13 protein-coding genes are annotated in these 18,642 nt (G+C 63.5%); 7 read left to right on the top strand and 6 right to left on the bottom strand.

Features of this window, described 5'->3' with window-relative positions; all coding sequences use genetic code 11:
* Window positions 1–6: 6 nt before the first annotated feature.
* A complete protein-coding gene (locus IRI77_RS16675) occupies window positions 7–531 on the bottom strand; it encodes a DinB family protein (protein ID WP_194453169.1) in 525 nt (174 codons plus the stop codon).
* Window positions 532–761: 230 nt separating this feature from the next.
* Here IRI77_RS16675 and IRI77_RS16670 point away from each other — a divergent pair, with 230 nt between their 5' ends.
* The 4 genes from IRI77_RS16670 to IRI77_RS16655 all read left to right on the top strand — a co-directional run bounded on the left by IRI77_RS16670 (window position 762) and on the right by IRI77_RS16655 (window position 8,071).
* Window positions 762–3,752, top strand: coding sequence for a phosphoesterase (locus tag IRI77_RS16670; RefSeq protein ID WP_194453168.1), 2,991 nt, complete (start codon window positions 762–764; stop codon window positions 3,750–3,752).
* 124 nt (window positions 3,753–3,876) lie between these two features.
* Window positions 3,877–5,181, top strand: a complete 1,305-nt coding sequence (locus IRI77_RS16665) for a histidine-type phosphatase (RefSeq protein ID WP_194453167.1) — start codon at window positions 3,877–3,879, stop codon at window positions 5,179–5,181.
* A 63-nt stretch (window positions 5,182–5,244) separates the two neighbouring features.
* Window positions 5,245–6,549 carry a histidine-type phosphatase gene (locus IRI77_RS16660; protein ID WP_194453166.1) on the top strand — a complete coding sequence of 435 codons (1,305 nt, stop codon included), beginning with the start codon at window positions 5,245–5,247 and terminating at the stop codon, window positions 6,547–6,549.
* A 253-nt stretch (window positions 6,550–6,802) separates the two neighbouring features.
* A complete protein-coding gene (locus IRI77_RS16655) occupies window positions 6,803–8,071 on the top strand; it encodes a hypothetical protein (RefSeq protein WP_194453165.1) in 1,269 nt (422 codons plus the stop codon).
* A 128-nt stretch (window positions 8,072–8,199) separates the two neighbouring features.
* On the opposite strand, the gene IRI77_RS16650 is transcribed toward IRI77_RS16655, so the two are convergent.
* From IRI77_RS16650 to IRI77_RS16640, 3 genes are all read right to left on the bottom strand, one after another.
* The gene (locus tag IRI77_RS16650; protein WP_194453164.1) at window positions 8,200–9,684 is read right to left on the bottom strand and encodes a B12-binding domain-containing radical SAM protein; all 1,485 of its coding nucleotides are present in this window, start codon (window positions 9,682–9,684) and stop codon (window positions 8,200–8,202) included.
* 375 nt (window positions 9,685–10,059) lie between these two features.
* Window positions 10,060–10,506 (bottom strand): hypothetical protein, encoded by a 447-nt coding sequence (locus tag IRI77_RS16645; protein WP_194453163.1) that lies wholly within the window; start codon window positions 10,504–10,506, stop codon window positions 10,060–10,062.
* A gap of 97 nt (window positions 10,507–10,603) precedes the next feature.
* Window positions 10,604–12,145, bottom strand: coding sequence for a sulfatase family protein (locus IRI77_RS16640; RefSeq protein WP_228486772.1), 1,542 nt, complete (start codon window positions 12,143–12,145; stop codon window positions 10,604–10,606).
* Window positions 12,146–13,051: 906 nt separating this feature from the next.
* Between IRI77_RS16640 and IRI77_RS16635 the strand changes: the two genes are divergently transcribed.
* Complete coding sequence (locus IRI77_RS16635) at window positions 13,052–14,245, top strand: serine hydrolase domain-containing protein (RefSeq protein WP_228486771.1); 1,194 nt, start codon at window positions 13,052–13,054, stop codon at window positions 14,243–14,245.
* Window positions 14,246–14,996: 751 nt separating this feature from the next.
* Here IRI77_RS16635 and IRI77_RS16630 read toward each other — a convergent pair.
* Window positions 14,997–15,668: an FMN-dependent NADH-azoreductase gene (locus tag IRI77_RS16630; protein ID WP_194453161.1), complete on the bottom strand. Its 672-nt coding sequence runs from the start codon at window positions 15,666–15,668 to the stop codon at window positions 14,997–14,999.
* Window positions 15,669–15,727: 59 nt separating this feature from the next.
* Here IRI77_RS16630 and IRI77_RS16625 point away from each other — a divergent pair, with 59 nt between their 5' ends.
* The gene (locus IRI77_RS16625; protein WP_194453160.1) at window positions 15,728–16,078 is read left to right on the top strand and encodes an ArsR/SmtB family transcription factor; all 351 of its coding nucleotides are present in this window, start codon (window positions 15,728–15,730) and stop codon (window positions 16,076–16,078) included.
* Entirely contained in the window at window positions 16,075–16,518 is a 444-nt protein-coding gene (locus IRI77_RS16620) for an SRPBCC family protein (protein ID WP_194453159.1), read from the top strand. Before IRI77_RS16625 ends, IRI77_RS16620 begins: the two co-directional genes overlap by 4 nt.
* A 34-nt stretch (window positions 16,519–16,552) precedes the next feature.
* Here IRI77_RS16620 and IRI77_RS16615 read toward each other — a convergent pair whose 3' ends face one another.
* Entirely contained in the window at window positions 16,553–17,440 is an 888-nt protein-coding gene (locus IRI77_RS16615; RefSeq protein ID WP_194453158.1) for an alpha/beta fold hydrolase, read from the bottom strand.
* Between the last annotated feature and the right edge of the window lie 1,202 nt (window positions 17,441–18,642).

Genomic DNA, 18,642 nt, shown 5'->3' with positions numbered 1-18,642 from the left:
CGCCCGTTACTTCATCACCGAGAGATACTCCGCCCACGGCCCGACATCCGACTTGAGCCGCCGCGCCATCACCCTGCTCACCTGCAGCAGATGCGCCATATCGTGAGCGGTCCAGGTCGCCAGCAACTGCCGCAGCGTCACGGGCCCGAACGCCGGATGCGTACCCACCAGGGCCAGTTGCGCCGGTTGCAGGGCCAGTGCCCGCAGCCGGTCCACATTCCCGAGCCGCAGCTCGCCGAACTCATCCAGCAAGTCATCCAATGGACGGCCCTGCGGTGCCTTCAACTGGGCCTCGCGGTCGAGAGGCTCAAACGGCCGCGCCGGACCATGCTCGAGGATCATCATCGCCCGGGGCATCCAGTCCGTCTTTTCGCAATGAATCAGGTGACCCATGACAATGTACGGACTCCACGTGCCCGCACCCTCTGTCGCCTCCGTCCAAGCCACTGGCAAACCACGCAGCAGCGCATCCAGCGTCTTCGGAGTCCGCGACAAAACCGCCAGGCACTCATCCAGAAAATCAGCGCTCATGGAATCATCTTAGTGCCCTGCACGCCTTCATCACTCGACCCTCCAACTGCTGAAATTCACCGGCCCTGCCGGCTCTACCCTCTCGAACGTGCAAACTATTGATTCTAGTCAAGATACCCTGATATTAATGAATCGTTATTAACTGTATAGAAAACGATCTGTTTGTCCGATACACGGTACAGGCAGTACTACCGGCCCGAGCCCCTCCTGCTTTAAAGGACCCGTTATCTATGATCAGAGCAGTTCGCACGGCCTTTTCGATCCCCGCCGTTGGCCTCACCCTCGTCTCGCTTCTCTCCACCGCGCCCAGCGCCGCGCAGCCCAGAACTCAGGCCGTACCCAACATGGGACAGCAGATCACGCCGCTGGCGCCCCAGGGAGCGCGCTTCGAACCCCTGAATGCAGACTTTCCCTACGACCCCGCCTTCCCGCCCGGACAGGCCTGGCTGGTCAGCCACGCGGTCACCACTGCGGTCAGTCCGGACCACAAGACTCTGCTCATCATGACCAGCGGCTACAACCGCGTCTCCAATACGCACAATTTGCCCGAACCCCCTCCGGTAACCACGCCACCCACGCCGCCTACTCCGACGTGGATGGCCAACTACTCGATGGAGTACATCTTCGTCTACGACATCTCCACGCCGAAGCCCTTCAAGAAGCAGGTGCTGCTCGTTCCCTACACCTACAACGGGCTCGTCTTCGACCCCTCCGGCAATGCCTTCTACATCTCCGGCGGACCCAGCGACTACGTCTTCATTGCGAACCGCAACAGCGACGGAACCTGGTCGAACAAGTTCACTCCTCTGCCGCTCGGCCACAAAGGTGTCGGCAATGGCCTGGCCGTACCGCCCGGCGCGCCGCCCGCGGCCATCAATGAGCGCGTGTCGGTGGTCCCCTGCGCCTCTGGCGTCGCCATTTCAAAGGATGGCCAGACCCTCGTCGTGGCCAACTACTACAACGACTCCATCAGTGTCTTCACCGGCGGCCTGGGCAAATGGGTCCTCTATCGTGAACTCGATCTGCGCCCCGGCAAGACTGACCCCTCAAAAGCCGGCGTACCCGGCGGCGAATACCCCTTCTGGGTCTCCATCAAGGGCAGTGGCGCCGACGCCATCGCCTACGTCTCCAGCATTCGCGATCGTGAGATCGTTGTCGTCAAACTGGCTGGCGCCCCGGAACTCTTCAACCCCGCCGGCCGGCCCACCATCATCACCCGCATCCCGGTCAAGGGTCAGCCGAACAAGATGACGTTGAATGCCGCCCAGACTTTCCTCTATGTGGCTGAAGACCAGGCCGATATCGTCGACGTCATCGACACGGCCGCTAACACCGTCGTCGAGTCCATCCCCGTCATCGCCTCCAACGTCCCAGCCGCGCTCGCTCAGTACAAGGGAGCAAACCCCAACAGTGTGACCCTCTCGCCTGACGAGACTCGGCTCTACGTCACCAACGGCAATCTCAACTGCATCGCCGTCATCGCCCTGAGCGGCAACAATAGCGGCGACAAAGTCATCGGCCTCATCCCCACGGGCTGGTATCCCAACTCGGTCAGCCTCAGCGGCGACGGCCAGACTGTCTACTCGGTGAACGGCAAGTCGCCCACTGGGCCCAATCCGGCCTGGTGCTACGGCGGCTATGGGCCTCCCGGCTGGCCCACCTGCCTGGATACGAACGAGTACAACCCGCAACTGACCAAGGCGGGTTTCCAGAGCTTCCCGCTGCCCGCTCAGGGCGCCCTCGATACCCTCACCAAACAGGTAGCCGAAAACAACCGCTTCTCCGCCGTCAGCAGCCCCGAAGATGCCGCCATCATGGAGGCCGTGCGCAAAGGCACCAGGCACGTCATTTTCATCATCAAGGAGAACCGCACCTACGACCAGATCCTGGGCGATCTTGAGATCGGCAACGGAGATCCGGACCTGACGGAGTTTGGCGAGCAGGTCACACCAAACCAGCACAATCTGGCCCGCAAATTCGTCACCCTCGACAACTTCCTCGACACCGCCGAGGTCAGCTACGACGGCTGGCTCTGGACCACCTCGGGCCAGGCCCCCGATGTCGTGCAGCGCCAATACCCCATCGCCTACGCCTACCGCGGCCTCAGTCTCGACTCCGAGGGCACCAACCGCAGCGTGAACGTATCAATCCCCTCCCTCGCCGATCGCAAGGCGGCCAATCCCTTCACCCCCAACGATCCCGACATCCTGCCGGGCCAGACCAATACCGCCGCGCCGGATGGACCGGACAACGAAGTGAATACCGGCTATCTGTGGGATTCCGCCTTTCGCGCCAATCTCACCGTGCGCAACTACGGCTTCTTCATAGACACCGTCCGCTACAACACGCAGAACTACTCCATCCCGTTGCTGACGGATCCTTACTGGGCCGGTACCCGCGTGGCTTACCCCTCCAGCGTGTCCCTCGCCCCCTATACGGATCTCTTCTTCCGAGGCTTCGATAACGCGTTCCCCGACTACTACCGCTTCAAGGAGTGGGAGCGCGATTTCGACTCAGCTTACGCCAAGGGTGGCCTGCCTTCGCTCAGTCTGGTCCGCTTCATGCACGACCACACGGGCAACTACGACACTGCCATCGAGGGAGTCAACACCCCCGAGACGCAAGTCGCCGATAACGACTACGCGGTCGGCATGCTCATTGAGAAGATCTCCAAGAGCATCTACGCCGATGACACGCTCATCTTCATCATCGAGGACGATGCCCAGGATGGCGGCGACCACGTTGACTCCCACCGCAGCACCGCCTATGTAGCCGGCGCCTACGTGAAGCAGGGCGCCCTCGTCTCCACTCAATACAACACCCTCGATTTCCTCCGCACCATTGAGGAAGTTCTCGGCCTGCCGCCGATGAACCTCAACGACGCGCTCGCCAAACCGATGACCGATATCTTCAACACCAAGCCCAGCCCTTGGAACTTCAGCGCCGCGCCATCTCCCATGCTTTACAACACGAAGCTGCCGCTGCCGCCTAAGCCCGCCGGCCTGGTCATCCCGAAGCCGGCCCACAAGGCCTCCTACTGGGTGCGTGCCATGAAAGGCATGGACTTCGAATCCGAGGATCGGGTCGATCCTCAGGACTTCAATCGCATCCTCTGGAAGGGACTCAAGGGCAACAAGCCTTATCCCGCCTCCACCACCGGCCGGGATCTCCGGCAGAACCGCAAGGAACTGCTCGAGCGTTACCGGCAGTCCACGAAATAGCCATCTCTCCAACCTTCGGAGAGCGGCGGAACCCGCGCGCGGCCTTCGTGCCGCGCGCGGGCCGCGCCGCCTTCAGCCCCAAGCCAGACAGCCGTCTACCGTCAATATGTCCTCCCGGTGAAATATGAGAAATACCCTTGTCCGCCTCGTCGCGCTGACACTCCTTTGCGCTCCCTTCGCCGCGGCTCAAACCGCCGACGACACCAAGCTTCGCCAAGTCATCATTTTCGGCCGTCACAGCGTGCGCGCTCCAGTCGCGCCCAACTCGACGCTCGACACCTTTGCTGCCAGGCCGTTCCCCGTCTCCAGCGTGGGCCCGGGCATCCTCACGGCCAACGGAGCGAAACTGGAGAGCCTTCTCGGCGCCTATTACCGGCTCTGGCTTACCAAGGAAGGACTCCTCACCGGCAACGACGAAGCTGACGCGGCCTTCACCTACTTCCGCGCCAATACCCTGGAACGGACCCGCGTCACCGCGCAGTCCTTCGCCATCGGGCTCCTCCCCGCCGCGGCCGTGACGGTCAACACTTACCCCGATTCCCAGAGCGACCCGATCTTCGACCCCATCGGAGCCGGGGTGGCCCGCCTCGACCAGAAGAAAGCCGTCCAGGCCGTCAAAGGCCGCCTCGGTGGCGATGGCCAGCTTGTGACCTCCGCCTACGCTCCGGAACTGGCACTCGCGCGGTCCGTCCTGCTCGGCTACCCGACGAGCCAGACGCCCCCGCCGGCCGCGCCGAAAGGCGTCATTGATGTCACCGCTCTGCCCATCGAAATTACGGCCGGCGCGCCGGTCAACATCGGTGGCCTCTCCCTCATTTCGGCCGCTGTCGATCCATTCATCATGCAGTACGCCGACGGGCTGCCTCTCTCTGACGTGGCCTGGGGCCAATTGACTGTCGACGGCATCGGCCAGGCCACGCGCCTCTCCACGCTTGCCCTCGATCTCAGTTTCCGCACGCCTTATCTGGCCGGCGTACAGAGCTCCAACCTGGCCTCCCACGTGGTGCGCTCCCTGTTGCAGGCGGCCACTGGAACCCCCACCACCGGCGCGCTCGGCGATCCCTCCACCAAGGTGGTCATGCTGGTCGCCTCGGACGTCAACATCACTGCGCTCGCCGGACTCCTGAACCTCGATTGGATCCTGCCCACCCATCAGGCTGATTTCTGCCCGCCCGGCGGGGCCCTGGTCTTCCAGTTGCGCCAGTCGCAGAGCAGCGGCGAGTACTTCGTCCGCGCCACCTATATCGCCCAGACGCTGGACCAACTGCGCAACCGCACCCCGCTTTCGCTCACGACGCCGCCGGGCATCGCCCCCATCTTCATTCCCGGCTGCAGCACTCGGAACGCCACCAACGACTGCGCCCTCGCCGATTTCGTCTCGGTAGCGAACCAAGCTATCGTGCCGCATTTTGCCGATCGCGTGAACTAACCTCGCCGCCCTCAGGCCCAACCCAGACATCTGTTCAACGTCAATATGTCCTCACGGTGAAATATGAGAAATACCTTTGTCCGCCTCGTCGCCCTGACACTCCTCTGCGCTCCCTTCGCCGCGGCTCAAACCGCCGATGACACAAAGCTCCGGCAAGTTATCATTTTCGGTCGGCATAGCGTGCGCGCTCCAGTCGCGCCCAACTCCCTGATCGACACCTTCGCCGCCAAGCCCTTCCCCATCCCCAGCGTGGGCACCGGCATCCTTACGGCCAACGGCGCGAAGCTCGAGGGCCTCCTCGGCGCCTACTACCGCCTCTGGCTCACCAAGGAAGGTCTCCTCACCGGCAACGATGCAGCCGATGCGGTCTTCACCTACTTCCGCGCCAATACCTTGGAACGGACCCGCGTCACCGCACAGTCCTTCGCCACCGGACTCCTCCCCGCCGCGGCCGTGACCGTCAACACCTACCCCGATTCCCAGAGCGACCCGCTCTTCGACCCCATCGGAGCCGGAGTCGCCCGCCTCGATCAAAAGAAAGCAGTCCAGGCCGTGAAAGGCCGCCTCGGCGGCGATGGCCAGCTTGTGACCACCGCTTACGCCCCGGAACTCGCACTCGCTCGCTCCGTCCTGCTCGGCTACCCGCTGAGCCAGACCCCGCCGCCCGCGGCGCCAAAGGGCGTCATCGATGTCACCGCGCTGCCCATCGAAATCACAGCCGGAGTGCCGGTCAATATCGGTGCTCTTTCCCCCATCTCCGGCGCCGTCGACCCGTTCCTCATGCAGTACGCCGATGGGCTGCCGCTCTCTGACGTGGCATGGGGTCAATTGAACGTCGACGGAATCGGCCAGGCCACCCGCCTCTACATGCTCGCGATCGACCTCAGCTTCCGCACGCCCTATCTGGCCGGTGTGGAGAGCTCCAACATGGCCTCCCACGTGGTGCGCTCCCTGTTGCAGGCGGCCACTGGAACCCCCACCACCGGCTCGCTCGGCGATCCCTCCACGAAGGTGGTCATGCTGGTCGGTTCGGACGTCAACATCACCGGGCTTGCCGGACTCCTGAACCTCAATTGGATCCTGCCCACTTATCAGCCCGACTTCTGCCCGCCCGGCGGCGCCCTTGTCTTCCAGCTCCGTCAGTCTCAGAGCACCGGCGAGTACTTTGTGCGCGCCTCCTACATCGCCCAGACCCTCGACCAGCTGCGCAACCGCACACCTCTGTCGCTCACCACGCCGCCGGCCACCGCCCCCATCTTCATCCCAGGCTGCAGCACCCGCAACGCCAACAACGACTGCGCCCTCGCCGACTTCGTCTCGGTAGCGAACCACGCCATCGTGCCGCATTTCGCCGATCGCGTGAACTAACCTCAACCCCTCCGCGGCAAGTGCGTGGAGAGCCGCCCGGGCCCTCCACCGCGAGCCGCCGGGAAGCCGGATCCGAACTGATTCCCAGATGGCCCTCAATCTCTCCGAGCCCGTTGAAGCAGCAATCAGCAGCCATAGCGTGGGACGGCGGACCCCATGCTCCGCGGCCAGTCCCCTGGCTGGTCAGTTGCCGTCCACGGACGGCAACCCGCCCTCAAATCCGAACTCCGCTCGGCCCAAGAAAGTGACTTCCATGACGCGCCCATCCCTACTCTTCTGCACCCTGGCCCTCTCCGCGTTTGCTCAGCAGACACCGGCCGTTCATCTGGACTCCACCCTCCCCGCGGGCACCCCACTCCGCGTAGCGCTGGAAAGCAAGGTGTCCACCCGTCATCTCGGCGACCCGATCAAGGGCGCATTGATCGACCCCATCTATCTCGTGGATCGCCTGGTCCTCCCTGCCGGTGCTCAGGTCGAGGGCCGCATCGCGTGGATCGGTGGAGTGCCCCTCGCTCGCCGTCTCCACGCCCTCCTCTCCGGCAACTTCACGCCGCCGCGCGAAGTCCGTGCGGAGTTTCACACCTTGATCCTCAATGGCGGTACGCGCCTCGCGCTCCAAACCACCTCTGTCGGCGGCGCAGCCAACACCGCCCGCGTCTCAGCCCCCGGAAAGAATCCGTCCACGCCAACCTCTCCAGCCGGCTCAGCCGCTGCATTGGCGTTCCAGCCGCCTTCCAAACTCAGCCTCCTGAAATCCGCGCTCATCGGCATGCTCCCTTACCATCGCCAGTCCTGGTCGCGCGGCACACTCTTCAGCCCCACCCTGAGCCGTCCCGTCACGGCCCCACTGCTAACTGCCGCACAGTCCGAATCCTTCGCATTAGCAGCGGATTCTACCGGCGGCCAACAGGTCCACGCCCGTCTTCTCCACCCCGTGAATTCCCGAACCGCGCGCATCGGCGGCAAGGTGGAAGCCGTAGTCACCCGGCCCTGGTATCCCGCCGGACAGGCTCCTCCGATCCCGGAAGGGACACTCCTCCACGGAGACATTGTGGATGCACAACCCGCACGCGCACTCCACCGCAACGGGCGCGTCTTCTTCGTCTTTCGCCAGTTGCAACGGCCCGGGGCGCCGGCGGAGAGCATCCAGGGCTACCTGGAGGGCGCGGAAGCCCCATCCCAGGCCCATATGGCTATTAACAACGAGGGCGCCGTTCGCGTGGACAGCCCAAAATCCCGCTTCCTCTTCCCGGCCCTCGCCGTCGCGGTGGCAGGACTCTCTCTCCATCAGGACATTGATGCCGAGGGCATCCCCGATCAGGACCTCGCCGGCCGTGCTGAATCCGGAGCCGTCGGCCTGGGCCTCATCGGCACGGTGTTAGCCCAGACTTCGCGAACCGTAGCCTCCGGTATCGCCTTCACCGGAGCCGGCTTCAGCGTCTACACCACCTTCCTGGCGCGTGGAGAGGACGTTTTTCTCCCCGCAAACACTCCGGTCCGGATCAGTCTGAAATCCCGCTAACCGGCGCTGAAGATCCACCGCGGAACTCACCAGAGCCAGCCAACCCACCTGGAGGCTGGCTCATACCCTGCCCAAACCCGGCAGCGTGAGCAGCCGCCCTTCGCCCCCGGACGGCCCGCGACATCCGTTCAAACCCCGCCAGACACCACCCCAACCGCCACACCTCGCCCCTCCGCGCGCCCGGCTTCCAGTCCGGCCCGGAACCGCAAATGCCGGCGCCGCGTCACCTCCACCAGAGGCCGCCACACCCCATGCACCCAATGCTGTCCAATCAGGAAGCGCCACAGCCAGTTCGACCGCTTGTACAGATAGGACATCCCCAGGTACGGCCCCACCGCCCGCCAATCGGCCGGCCTCCGCCGCCAGATCGACGCATGCGAGAACAGCCGTTCGTACATCCACGCGTACCCCCGTTCCAGCTCCTCCGGAGTCATGTGCTTCGGCCGGAACACCGCATGCGCCGTGTCATAACGTGCCCAATCCCGGTGCAGCAGCCGCCCTTCCGCCTCCATCTGCCGGAACAGCGGAGTCGCCGGATACGGCGTCAGGATATGGAACGTCGAGCACTCCAGCCGGTTCTCCTCCACCCATTCCGCCGTCCGCGCAAACACATCCTTCCGGTCGTGATCGAACCCCAGCACAAACGACCCGTTCACCTGGATCCCGCAATCGTGCAGCATCCGCACCCGCCGCGCGTAGTCCTCCGCTTTCGGAGACTTCTTGCGGGCCTCCGCCAGATTCGCATCCGTCAACGACTCGAAGCCTACAAACACGCCTGTGCACCCCGCGAGCGCCATCTCCCGGATCAGGCCCAGGTCATCCGTCACATCGATCGACACCGCCGCGCTCCAGATCTTCTCCAACGGCCGCAACGCCTGGCACAATGCCCGCAAATAGGCCCGGTTTGAGCCCAGATTGTTATCGACGAACACTCCGTACGGCTGCCCGTCCGCCGCAAACTCCTCCGCAATTTGAGCCGGATCCCTCATCCGGTACGGCATCCGCAGCCCCTCCGTCGCCAGATAACAGAAGCCGCACCGGTTGTGGCACCCGCGTGTGGCAATCAAGCTGGTCGTCGTGAGAAAACTCCGCCTCGGCAAAATCGACCGCCGCGGCGCCGGATCTTCCCGGTAGTCGCTCTCATACGTGGCCAAATACTGTGACCGCAAGTTCCCGGCCTCCACATCGGCCAGAATCCGCGGCCACAGCCGCACGCCGTCCCCCAGCGCCAACGCATCCGCAAACGGAGCGCACTCCTCCGGGCACGACAGCACATGCAGCCCGCCCAGAATCACTTTGCAGCCGCGCTGCCGGTACCACCGCGCCAAAGCAAACGCCCGCTCCGCGAAAGTCAGGTGGACGGTAATCCCCACCACTTCCGGCAGCGGTTCGAACGGTGGCCGTCCGTCCAGCAGATTCTCATCCCAATACTCCACCCGCCAATGCGCCGGAGTGGTCGCCGCAAAGCTGGTCAAAGCCAGCGAAGGCGTGAGCACATGCTTCCCAAAGCTGGCGTGCGGGTCCTTCGAGTAGAACGGATTGATCAACAGCGCATACCGCGGCCGCACCGGCCCAGCCGGCAGCTCCGGATCCAGGAAAGGTGCTCGAGACATCGCCAACGGCATCCATCGTCGTCGCGGAGCCCGCATCCAGGGCTGATCGATAGCAATCATAGAAAGTACTTTATAATGCAAAGTATATTATGTCAAGAGAATATGAACCGTACGACGTGCCCTGCCCTGCCATCATCCCGGCGTGCTCGGTTGGCTCGGTTGTATGAGGGAAGCGGATCCAAATGCCGGCGGAATGGACAGGGTCGGTTCCTTTGGCTGCGCTGCTCGCTACCGCCGCCCCAGCCAGTTATCCAGGACCTGACTCCAAAACAGGCCACGACGAAGGCCCGGACCGCGCTGGAGTGGGGTCATGTCCCGATAGCCCGTCGTCGTCCGCAAACTCAATGGCACGGCGCCGGGTGACGTCCCACACGGCTATGTCTTCGCCGGCGCGGAGTCGATCGCTCTTCGAAGGAACTCCTCGAATCGCCGCGCGCCAAACAGAACGTTCGGGACAAAGAGCCAAAGCCACCCGATCGGAACAATGAACAGCAAGATCAGGCTGTGCTTCATCGGCTGCCAGGCAGTCACACCCATCCACGCCATCATCAGCGTTATGGCGATTGCCACGTGAGCCACGCTGAGTCTGTAGCGGACTTCGTGGGTTGACTCGTCCACGATGACTTCGCCCCGCTCAAACGGAACGAGCATGTGCCAAGGCAGCACGCGATAGAACCCGCCACTGAACCCTACAATGCCAGGACCTGCTCTCACCGAACATGCGCCGGCTGCGCGAAGACACTCGGTGAGGTGAGCCGCCAGCATTGCTGGATCGACACCATCATCGAAATCCAGCGTCCCCGTGTAAGCAAGAAAGCGCATTCGACGTAACGGCAAATCAGGAAGATCCGGGATTCACTATCAAACTTCAGAGCGCATTGTTCCATCCAATGCTGGAAGAGTGTCTGTGCCTCGAAGTTCACTGCTTCTTCGGCGGAGGCGCCGGAACATACGACGACTCCTTAGGTTGCTCATTCGCAAATTGGTCGTCGTCCTTCAGCTCCTTCTTCAGCCGGTACAGCTCCTTCTTCAACCGCGCCACCAGCTTCTGCGCCTTCGGCTCGTCATAGATGTTGTGCATCTCCGCCGGGTCCGCCGCCAGGTCGTAGCACTCCCACTGATCCTTCTTCCAGTAGTAGATCAGCTTGTGCCTGTCCGTCCGGACTCCATAATGGGCGCGCGTGTTGTGATCCCCTGGATCGTGGTAATACCGGTAGTACATCGAGTGGCGCCAGTTCCGCGGAGTCTTCCCCTTCCAAACCGGCAGGAAGCTGCGGCCCTGCATGTCGCTGGGCGTGGACTGGCCGGCGAGATCCAGGAACGTCGGCGCAAAGTCGCAATTGATCCCAATCGCCTCTGAGGTGCTGCCGGGCCGGATGCCGGCCGGCCACCGCACCAGGAACGGCATCCGCAGCGACTCCTCGTACATAAACCGCTTATCGAAAAGACCGTGCTCGCCCAGGAAGAAGCCCTGGTCGCTCGTGTAGATCACCACCGTGTTCTCCGCGATCCCGTTAGCGTCCAGGGAATCCAGCAGCCGGCCCATGTTGTCGTCCACGCTCTGCACACAGGCCAGGTAATCCTGCATGTAGCGCTGGTACTTCCAATCTTCCAGTTCCCGGCCGGCGAGAGTCTTCTTCACGCCGTCCACTTCAATCTCGACTTCATTCGGCTTCGCCATCAGCCACTGGCGCAGGTCGCCGCCGGAAAGCCCGGCCGGCGGTTTGATCTTCAGGTCGTAGCGTGTCAGGTCCCGGAACACCGACTGCTGCTGTTCCCGCAACGCATCGGTCCGCCCGGCGTAGTCGTCGCGCAGAGTGGCGGGTTGCGGGATGCGGAGGTTCTCGAACATCTTCCGGTGCTTCTCATCCGGCGTCCACTCACGATGCGGAGCCTTGTGGTGGCACATCAGGAAGAAAGGCTTGTCTTTGGGCCGGTTCTTCACGACATCCATCGTGATGTCGGTGATGATATCCGTGGCATAGCCCTTGTATACAGCGGACCCGTCTTTGTCGTACAAGGTCGGGTTGTTGTACACGCCCTGTCCGGGTAGGATATTCCAATAATCGAAGCCCGTGGGGTCGCTGCCCAGGTGCCACTTGCCCACCATGGCCGTGTAGTAGCCGGCCTGCTGCAGCAGCTTGGCGACGGTGGGTTGTGCGCCGTCGAACCGGTTGAACACCGGCACTCCGTTCAAATGGCTGTATTTCCCCGTGAGAATCGTAGCTCGGCTCGGCGTGCAGATGGAGTTCGTGGCAAACACCCGATCCATGCGCATGCCTTCCTTGGCCAGCCTGTCGAAGTTCGGAGTCTGGTTCACCTTGCTGCCATAGCAACTGATCGCCTGCGAAGCATGGTCGTCCGTCATCACGAAGAGTATGTTCGGCCGCGAGGTCGCGGCGGATCCACCGCGTGCGACATTGGCGAAAGGACGGCCGGCAAGCAACGGCAAGGTAAGCATGCTACGACGGGAAATACTGGGCATCGTGCTTCTCAGCATACTATTCCGGACAGCGCGTGGAATCTCGCTCGCTTGTGCGCGGCCGGTGTGCGGAGCCCCTTCGACGGACTCGCGATGGGCTGCCGCTGTGCCCCCGCACGAATCGACCTGCCAACGCCGGCAGCCTGGAAATGCACAGAACGGACAGTTTGTCCCGATCTGGCTAGACTGATGGCCCCTGAGCGCGGCTCAGCCTAGATGGACTCCGCTGTGTCGGACGGTAGCACTTGCCCCTCGGTCGTCAGGTTTGTCGGGTTGGGACGCACGTCAGGTCTCAACCGCGGGCCGTGTCTGCCCAGTTTTGGATGATTCGTACTCAATCCCCACAGGGAGATTCACGCCACACCACGGGCAGAATCCAATCACGATCCCAGTTTGACTTTCCCTATCCGTGATGATCGAGTATAGCCCCAAGTGACGTTCCAGGCACCGTTCAGGAACCTCGCCCGAATAATACGCGACATGAAAGCAAGGCTGGGAGCGATACTCGATCCATTGCCGGACATCGAGAAACTGATAGAGGCTTGTGACGCAACCATCGCAGGAGACAAGATGGTCAGTATAAGTCGAGTGGTGGGAGATTTCGTCCCAGGCCCCACGGACTATCACGCTTTGCCAGTGCGTCTTGTCGACTGAGCCGAACTCCTCGCTCATCGCGTCTTCGAATTCTCTACAAGTCATGAGCCTCTGCTTCGGCAGTTGTTGACCGCATGGAACTGGCGCAGCCAAACGACGTGTGCCCGTCTCATGCTAGCATCCGCGTAAAGGCTTGCCCTTCCCCTGTCGAGCTGAGGTATTTCCCATCCAAATCCTGGAACTTCCCCCCTCCCCCAACGTACCTACATACACACCACCCCAGAACCAACCATGACCCTGAAAACGATCCTCACAAGACCCACCCGAGCCATGGCCCTCGTCGTTCTCCCCCTGGCCGCCTTCGCCCAGACCCTCCCAGCCCCCGCCTCCATCGACTCGGAAGTCCGCAAACTCATGGAGAAGACCCACGCCCGCGGCCTCGCCCTCTCCGTCATCGATCACGGCAAGGTCACCTACACCCAGGCCTACGGCATCCGCAACGCCAAGGGCGACCCGCTCACGTCCGACACCGTCATGTACGGCGCCTCCCTCACCAAAACCGTCTTCGCCTATACCGTCATGCAACTCGTCGACCAGGGCAGGCTCAAGCTCGATACCCCCATCAAGAACTACCTCGATAAGCCTCTTCCCGCGTACGGCCCGGACCCCGTCTTCCCCGACAAATACGGCCCCTACAAGGACCTCGCCTCCGACCCCCGCTGGGAGAAGATCACCGCCCGCATGGCTCTCACCCACTCCATCGGCTTCAGCAATTTCTTCTTCCTGGAACCCGACCAGAAGCTGCGTATCCATTTCGAGCCCGGCACCCGCTACAGCTACTCCGGGGAGGGCCTCATCCTCCTCCAGTCCGTCATCGAACGCGGCAGCAAAGCCAAGGGGCTCGGGCTCGATGTCGGCGACCTCACCCAAGCCAACTTCGACCGGCTCGGCATGACCCGCACCAGCCTCGTCTGGCGCGACTCCTTCGCCGCCAACCTCGCCGACGGCTGGAACGACCAGGGCAAGCCCGAGGAACACGACCAGCGCAGCAAGGTGCGCGCCGCCGGCTCCATGGACACCACCATCTCGGATCTGTCGAAATTCGTCGCCGCCCTCGTTCGCGGAGAAGGCCTCAGCGCCACCGCCCGAGCCGAAATCACGAAGCGCCAGCTCCACATCACGACGGCCCACCAGTTCCCCGCGTCCCAACCCGACCTGCCGGCCGCCAAACAACGCAAGGATCTCTACGCCGGCTTGGGCGTGGTCGTTTTCGACGGCCCCCAGGGCCACGGCTTCTTCAAAGGCGGCCACAACGACTCGACCGCCAACACCATGGTCTGCCTCGAGTCCAGCCAACGCTGTGTCCTCATCCTCTCCAATGACGTTCGCGCCGAAGCAGGCTTCGCCGACCTGGTCCGCTTCCTCCTGGGCAAAACCGGAGTCCCCTTCGACTGGGAGTACGGCGACTCCGCCGGCAAATCCTAACCCCGCCAGCGCGTCCGCTGCGCTGCTCTTCAACCCGCCGCCGCAAGCCGGTAGCACAGCTCCCACGAACGCCCCATGGAGTCCACCAAAACTCCAACCCCAACCCCGCGCCCATCCCCCCGTGGAGCATGCCTCCTCTCGTGGGTCAGGCCTCCTCCCGTGGAGCATGTCTCCTCTCGCGGGTCATGCCTCCTCCCGTGGAGCCTGCCTCCTCCCGTGGGGCCTGCTTCCTCGTGGAGTATGCCTCCTTACGTGGGGCATGCCACCAGGCTTGCGGGCCGGCAATCGTGCCGGCCATCTTCACCCAAACCACTGCCCCCCGCACCCCCGCCGATGCCGAACCTCAACGTCAACCCCAACGTCGCATGCCTCCTCCCGTGGGGCATGCTTTTTTCGTGGAGTAGGTGTCCTCCCGTAGGGGCATTCCTCCTTACGTGGGGCATGCCACCAGGCTTGCGGGCCGGCAGTCGTGCCGGCCATCTTCACCCAAACCACGGCTCGCCGCACCCCGCACCGACGCCGAATCACAACGCCAACCCCAACGTCGCATGCATTCTTTCGTGGGGTATGCCTCCAGGCTTGCGGGCCGGCAATCGTGCCGGCCTTCTTCCCCCAAACCACTGCCCCCCGCACCCCCACCGCAGCCGAATCTCAACGTCAACCCCAACGTCGCATGCATTCTTTCGTGGGGTATGCCTCCAGGCTTGCGGGCCGGCATTCGTGCCGGCCTTCTTCCCCCCAAAAAAACCATTCACCCCCGCCCCCCCGCCCCCGCCAGCCCCCGGACCACCTCCAGATGCGGTCCCAGCAACTCCGCCCACCCAATCTGCCCATACCGCAGCCGCACCGTCCCATCCGCCAAGACCACCCGTAGCTCGGTCACCCCCAGGTTCGCGAAGAACGTCCGCAGCCAGGGCACCAGATGATTGTTCGAAGCATCAGCCGACCCCGGACCATACGGCCGCCCCGCCGCCACGATCACCGTCAAGCGCAGGGCCCCCAGCGTCCCCCGCGGCCCCTCCGGCGTCACCACAATCGTCTCCCCGAACCGCACAATCTGATCCACCCACAGCTTGAAGCTCGAACTCGGACCCCAGTTGTGCATCGGCAGCCCAATCACACACTCATCCGCCGCCATCAGCTCCTGCGTCAACTCCGTCGATAACGCGAGAGCCTTCTCCTGCTCCGCGCTCCGCGACTCCTTCGCCGTCAGATTCGCCACTATCCATACCGCGTCGATCACCGGAATCGGCTGCGCTGTCAGGTCCCGCGAAACCACCGTCCCGCCAGGGTGCGCACTCCGCCACCGTTCCACGAACTCGCGCGTCAACGCCCGCGAAACGGACCCTTCGCCCATTGGGCTCGAGTCGATATGCAGCAACATCGGCTTTACGTTTTCCATGCCGTCAGAATATTCAACCATTTGGTTGATTGTCAACCCTTCGGTTGAATGATTACAATCGAAGCGTTGCAGGAAACACCATGACCCGCACCGCCCAGCAGGAAGAGAGCCTGGACCTCATCTTCGGCGCCGTAGCCGACGCCACCCGCCGCTCCATGCTCCACCGCCTGCGCGAGGGAGCCCTCACCATCTCCGAACTGGCCCAACCCTACGACATGAGCCTGAACGCCGTCTCCAAACACGTGAAGACGCTGGAACGCGCCGGCCTCATCCGCCGCAGCATTCAAGGCCGCGAACACTCCTGCCGCCTGGAAACAGCCCGCTTCGACGAAGCGCTGACCTGGATGAGTTACTACTCCGAGTTCTGGAGCACCCGCCTCGACGCCCTCGAATCGCATCTCATCGACAAGCGCAAGCGAGGCCCTCGATGACCACTCAAACCGTCACCATCCGCCGCACCTTGCAGGCCTCCTGCGAAGAGGTCTTTGACGCCTGGCTCGACGCCGAAGGCATGCCGCGCTGGATGTGCCCCGGCCCGGTCACGGCCAGCGAAGTCGACCTCGATCCCCGCGTCGGCGGCCGCTTCCAGATCGTCATGCTCGCGCCGCACGAGCGCTTCGTGAACACCGGAGAATTCCTGGTGCTCGACCGGCCTACCCGGCTCCAGTTCACCTGGATCTCCTCCCGTTGGAACCATCAGGAGACGTTGGTCACCATAGAGCTCCGCCCGCGGGACGGCCACTGCGAACTGCTCCTGACGCACGAGCGCTTCCCCGAGGCCCACTCGTCCACACAACTCACCGCCGGCTGGACCCTCATCCTCGAGAAGCTCCAGCTCCACCTCGAATCCGGTCCGCGCCTCCAGCCGTAGCCGGCCGCGAGCGCTGAGTGGAGCCCGGCACCCGCTATCGCAGGAACTCCACCATCCGCCGGTTGACCAGGTCCGCCTGCACCACATGCAGATCGTGGCCCGCCCCCGGCACCACCTCCGGCGTCACCATGGGCGCCACCCTCCGCATCCGCCGCACCGCCTTCTCCGCCGGATAGATGGTCTCGTGCTCGCCCACCAGAAACAGCGTCGGCACGCGCAATCCAGCCCACTCCGCATCCTTCACGACGGGAGGAATCGGCGTCTTCCGCGGCTGCAGCTTCCTCATGTTGATAAACAACTCCACCATCGTCTCCTCCAGCCATTCCGGATCGCTGCGAGCCGCGTCCGCAAACATCCAGTTCGCCAGCTTGGGCAGGTACCGGTCGGCGGAAATCACCACCAGCACCATCCGCAACGCAAACTGGAGAGTCAGCCGGTAGACGGACGCCGCGGGCGCCAGCAGCACGGCCTTCTTCACGCGCTCCGGGTGCCGTAACGAGTACTGCGCCGTCAGTGCGCCGCCATACGACATCCCTGCCAGGCGGAGCCCGTCGCCCAGCGCCAGGGCCGTAAACAGCTCATCCAGCCATTTCATCTGATCATTCAGGTTCTGAAACGGTTGCCGGCAGGTGCTGCGGCCGATCTCGCCCAACTGGTCAACCGCATACGTGCGGAACTCACACGAAAGGGCCTCGATATTCTGGGCCCACATCAGCGAAGTCGCTCCGGCGCCAGGCAGCAGGACCAGCGGAGGCGCATCGGCCGGACCGCTGATCCGGACAAACGTCGAGCCCTGTGTCGTCGGCGCCATCCTGGTCTCGGAATCGAGTGGCCACTGTTTCGCGGCGAGGGCATCGTAGTGAGCCAGATACTCCTCTTTCATCGCCGCGGATCGGTACGGATAGTAGTCAGGGACGCTCATCGGATCACGCCCGGATCACGGAGCCGCGGCGCACCCGCGCCACCCGTCCCGGAAAAACCCGCCGCCGGCTCTGGCAGACGCCTCGCGTCAAACCCGTCCCCACTCACAAAGAGCAAACACCCCATCCCCTCACCGGCGCGCCCGGCCGGGATCAGGCGAAACAGCCGCACACCGGCTCTCTACATAGTCAGCCGATTAGACACGCCAAAGCCCTCAAGGTTCCGCAACATGCCCGACGAGGAAGCTGCCCGAACTGACCCACCCTCGTTCCCAGAAGGACATCGCCCCCTAAAAGCGGCGGGCACAAACCACTTCAGATCCTGCTCGTTGTGGGGCGGCATTTATGCTGCGCGGGGCTTCAGCCCCGCCCGCATATCCGGGCCGACCTGGGACGCAGCCCAGGAACCCGCCGTTTCCGGCCATGGCGATCCTCCCGGTCACGCCCGAACGAAATAAATCGGATGCGTCCTTTCAATCACTTACCGCCATCTCCTTCGAAACCGCTTCGACCCCCATGCCATACTCTCCCCGAACGCGGAGCGCATAGCCCCGCGGAGGCGCCAGTTGGCCGCAGCCATCGGGTTCCTCACGGATCATTGAAAACCTCACCGCCCATCCCGAAGGACGTACACCCGGAGTCCCGCCCTGGGCCTCCGGGCGCCGGCCAGACCGCCCGCTCCTCGTCCGGCCCCGAACTCGCATGCCACCCCGGTGTCTCAGTTTCCCGCGTCTTTGAGTGAACAAACCCACTCGAGGCCGCCGCCACACTCAATCTCAACGGCGACCTCAAACCTCAAATCCGCTCGCCCCGAGCGAACAAACCCAATGCCCCGCCCGGCCGCCCGTGCCGGCCCAAACGCCCATCTCTGATATTTGAGGGAACAAACCCATTGCCAACGCTGCTCAGACCAACCGGAAGCAGCACCCTACGCTCAAGGACAACCGTGTCCCCCAGCCCCAGAACCGGCAAAAGACGCCGAAGGGAGCAGACAATCCACTCGCCCCGAGGGAACAGACCCACCGCCCCGGCCCGCCGCTCCAAGCCGGCCCAACCGTCGATGCTTCAGCTTTGAGGGAACAAACCCATCCCGGCTCCCGCCCCGCTCACCCAGTCCCCAACACTTCGTTCCTCAGAACTTTGGCCGAGCAAACCCACTTCCAAGGCCGTCCGGCCCCAGCGCCAGGAAAAGCCGCCCCAAGGG

The organism is Paludibaculum fermentans, from assembly GCF_015277775.1.
Classification (GTDB): domain Bacteria; phylum Acidobacteriota; class Terriglobia; order Bryobacterales; family Bryobacteraceae; genus Paludibaculum; species Paludibaculum fermentans.
This window is presented reverse-complemented; position numbering and strand designations above follow the sequence as displayed.

Bases quoted from the DNA above. Each gene is read 5' to 3' on its own strand.
- IRI77_RS16675 (WP_194453169.1), bottom strand. From the start codon at position 531: ATGAGCGCTGATTTTCTGGATGAGTGCCTGGCGGTTTTGTCGCGGACT.
- IRI77_RS16670 (WP_194453168.1), top strand. From the start codon at position 762: ATGATCAGAGCAGTTCGCACGGCCTTTTCGATCCCCGCCGTTGGCCTC.
- IRI77_RS16665 (WP_194453167.1), top strand. From the start codon at position 3,877: ATGAGAAATACCCTTGTCCGCCTCGTCGCGCTGACACTCCTTTGCGCT.
- IRI77_RS16660 (WP_194453166.1), top strand. From the start codon at position 5,245: ATGAGAAATACCTTTGTCCGCCTCGTCGCCCTGACACTCCTCTGCGCT.
- IRI77_RS16655 (WP_194453165.1), top strand. From the start codon at position 6,803: ATGACGCGCCCATCCCTACTCTTCTGCACCCTGGCCCTCTCCGCGTTT.
- IRI77_RS16650 (WP_194453164.1), bottom strand. From the start codon at position 9,684: ATGTCTCGAGCACCTTTCCTGGATCCGGAGCTGCCGGCTGGGCCGGTG.
- IRI77_RS16645 (WP_194453163.1), bottom strand. From the start codon at position 10,506: ATGCGCTTTCTTGCTTACACGGGGACGCTGGATTTCGATGATGGTGTC.
- IRI77_RS16640 (WP_228486772.1), bottom strand. From the start codon at position 12,145: ATGCTTACCTTGCCGTTGCTTGCCGGCCGTCCTTTCGCCAATGTCGCA.
- IRI77_RS16635 (WP_228486771.1), top strand. From the start codon at position 13,052: ATGACCCTGAAAACGATCCTCACAAGACCCACCCGAGCCATGGCCCTC.
- IRI77_RS16630 (WP_194453161.1), bottom strand. From the start codon at position 15,668: ATGGTTGAATATTCTGACGGCATGGAAAACGTAAAGCCGATGTTGCTG.
- IRI77_RS16625 (WP_194453160.1), top strand. From the start codon at position 15,728: ATGACCCGCACCGCCCAGCAGGAAGAGAGCCTGGACCTCATCTTCGGC.
- IRI77_RS16620 (WP_194453159.1), top strand. From the start codon at position 16,075: ATGACCACTCAAACCGTCACCATCCGCCGCACCTTGCAGGCCTCCTGC.
- IRI77_RS16615 (WP_194453158.1), bottom strand. From the start codon at position 17,440: ATGAGCGTCCCTGACTACTATCCGTACCGATCCGCGGCGATGAAAGAG.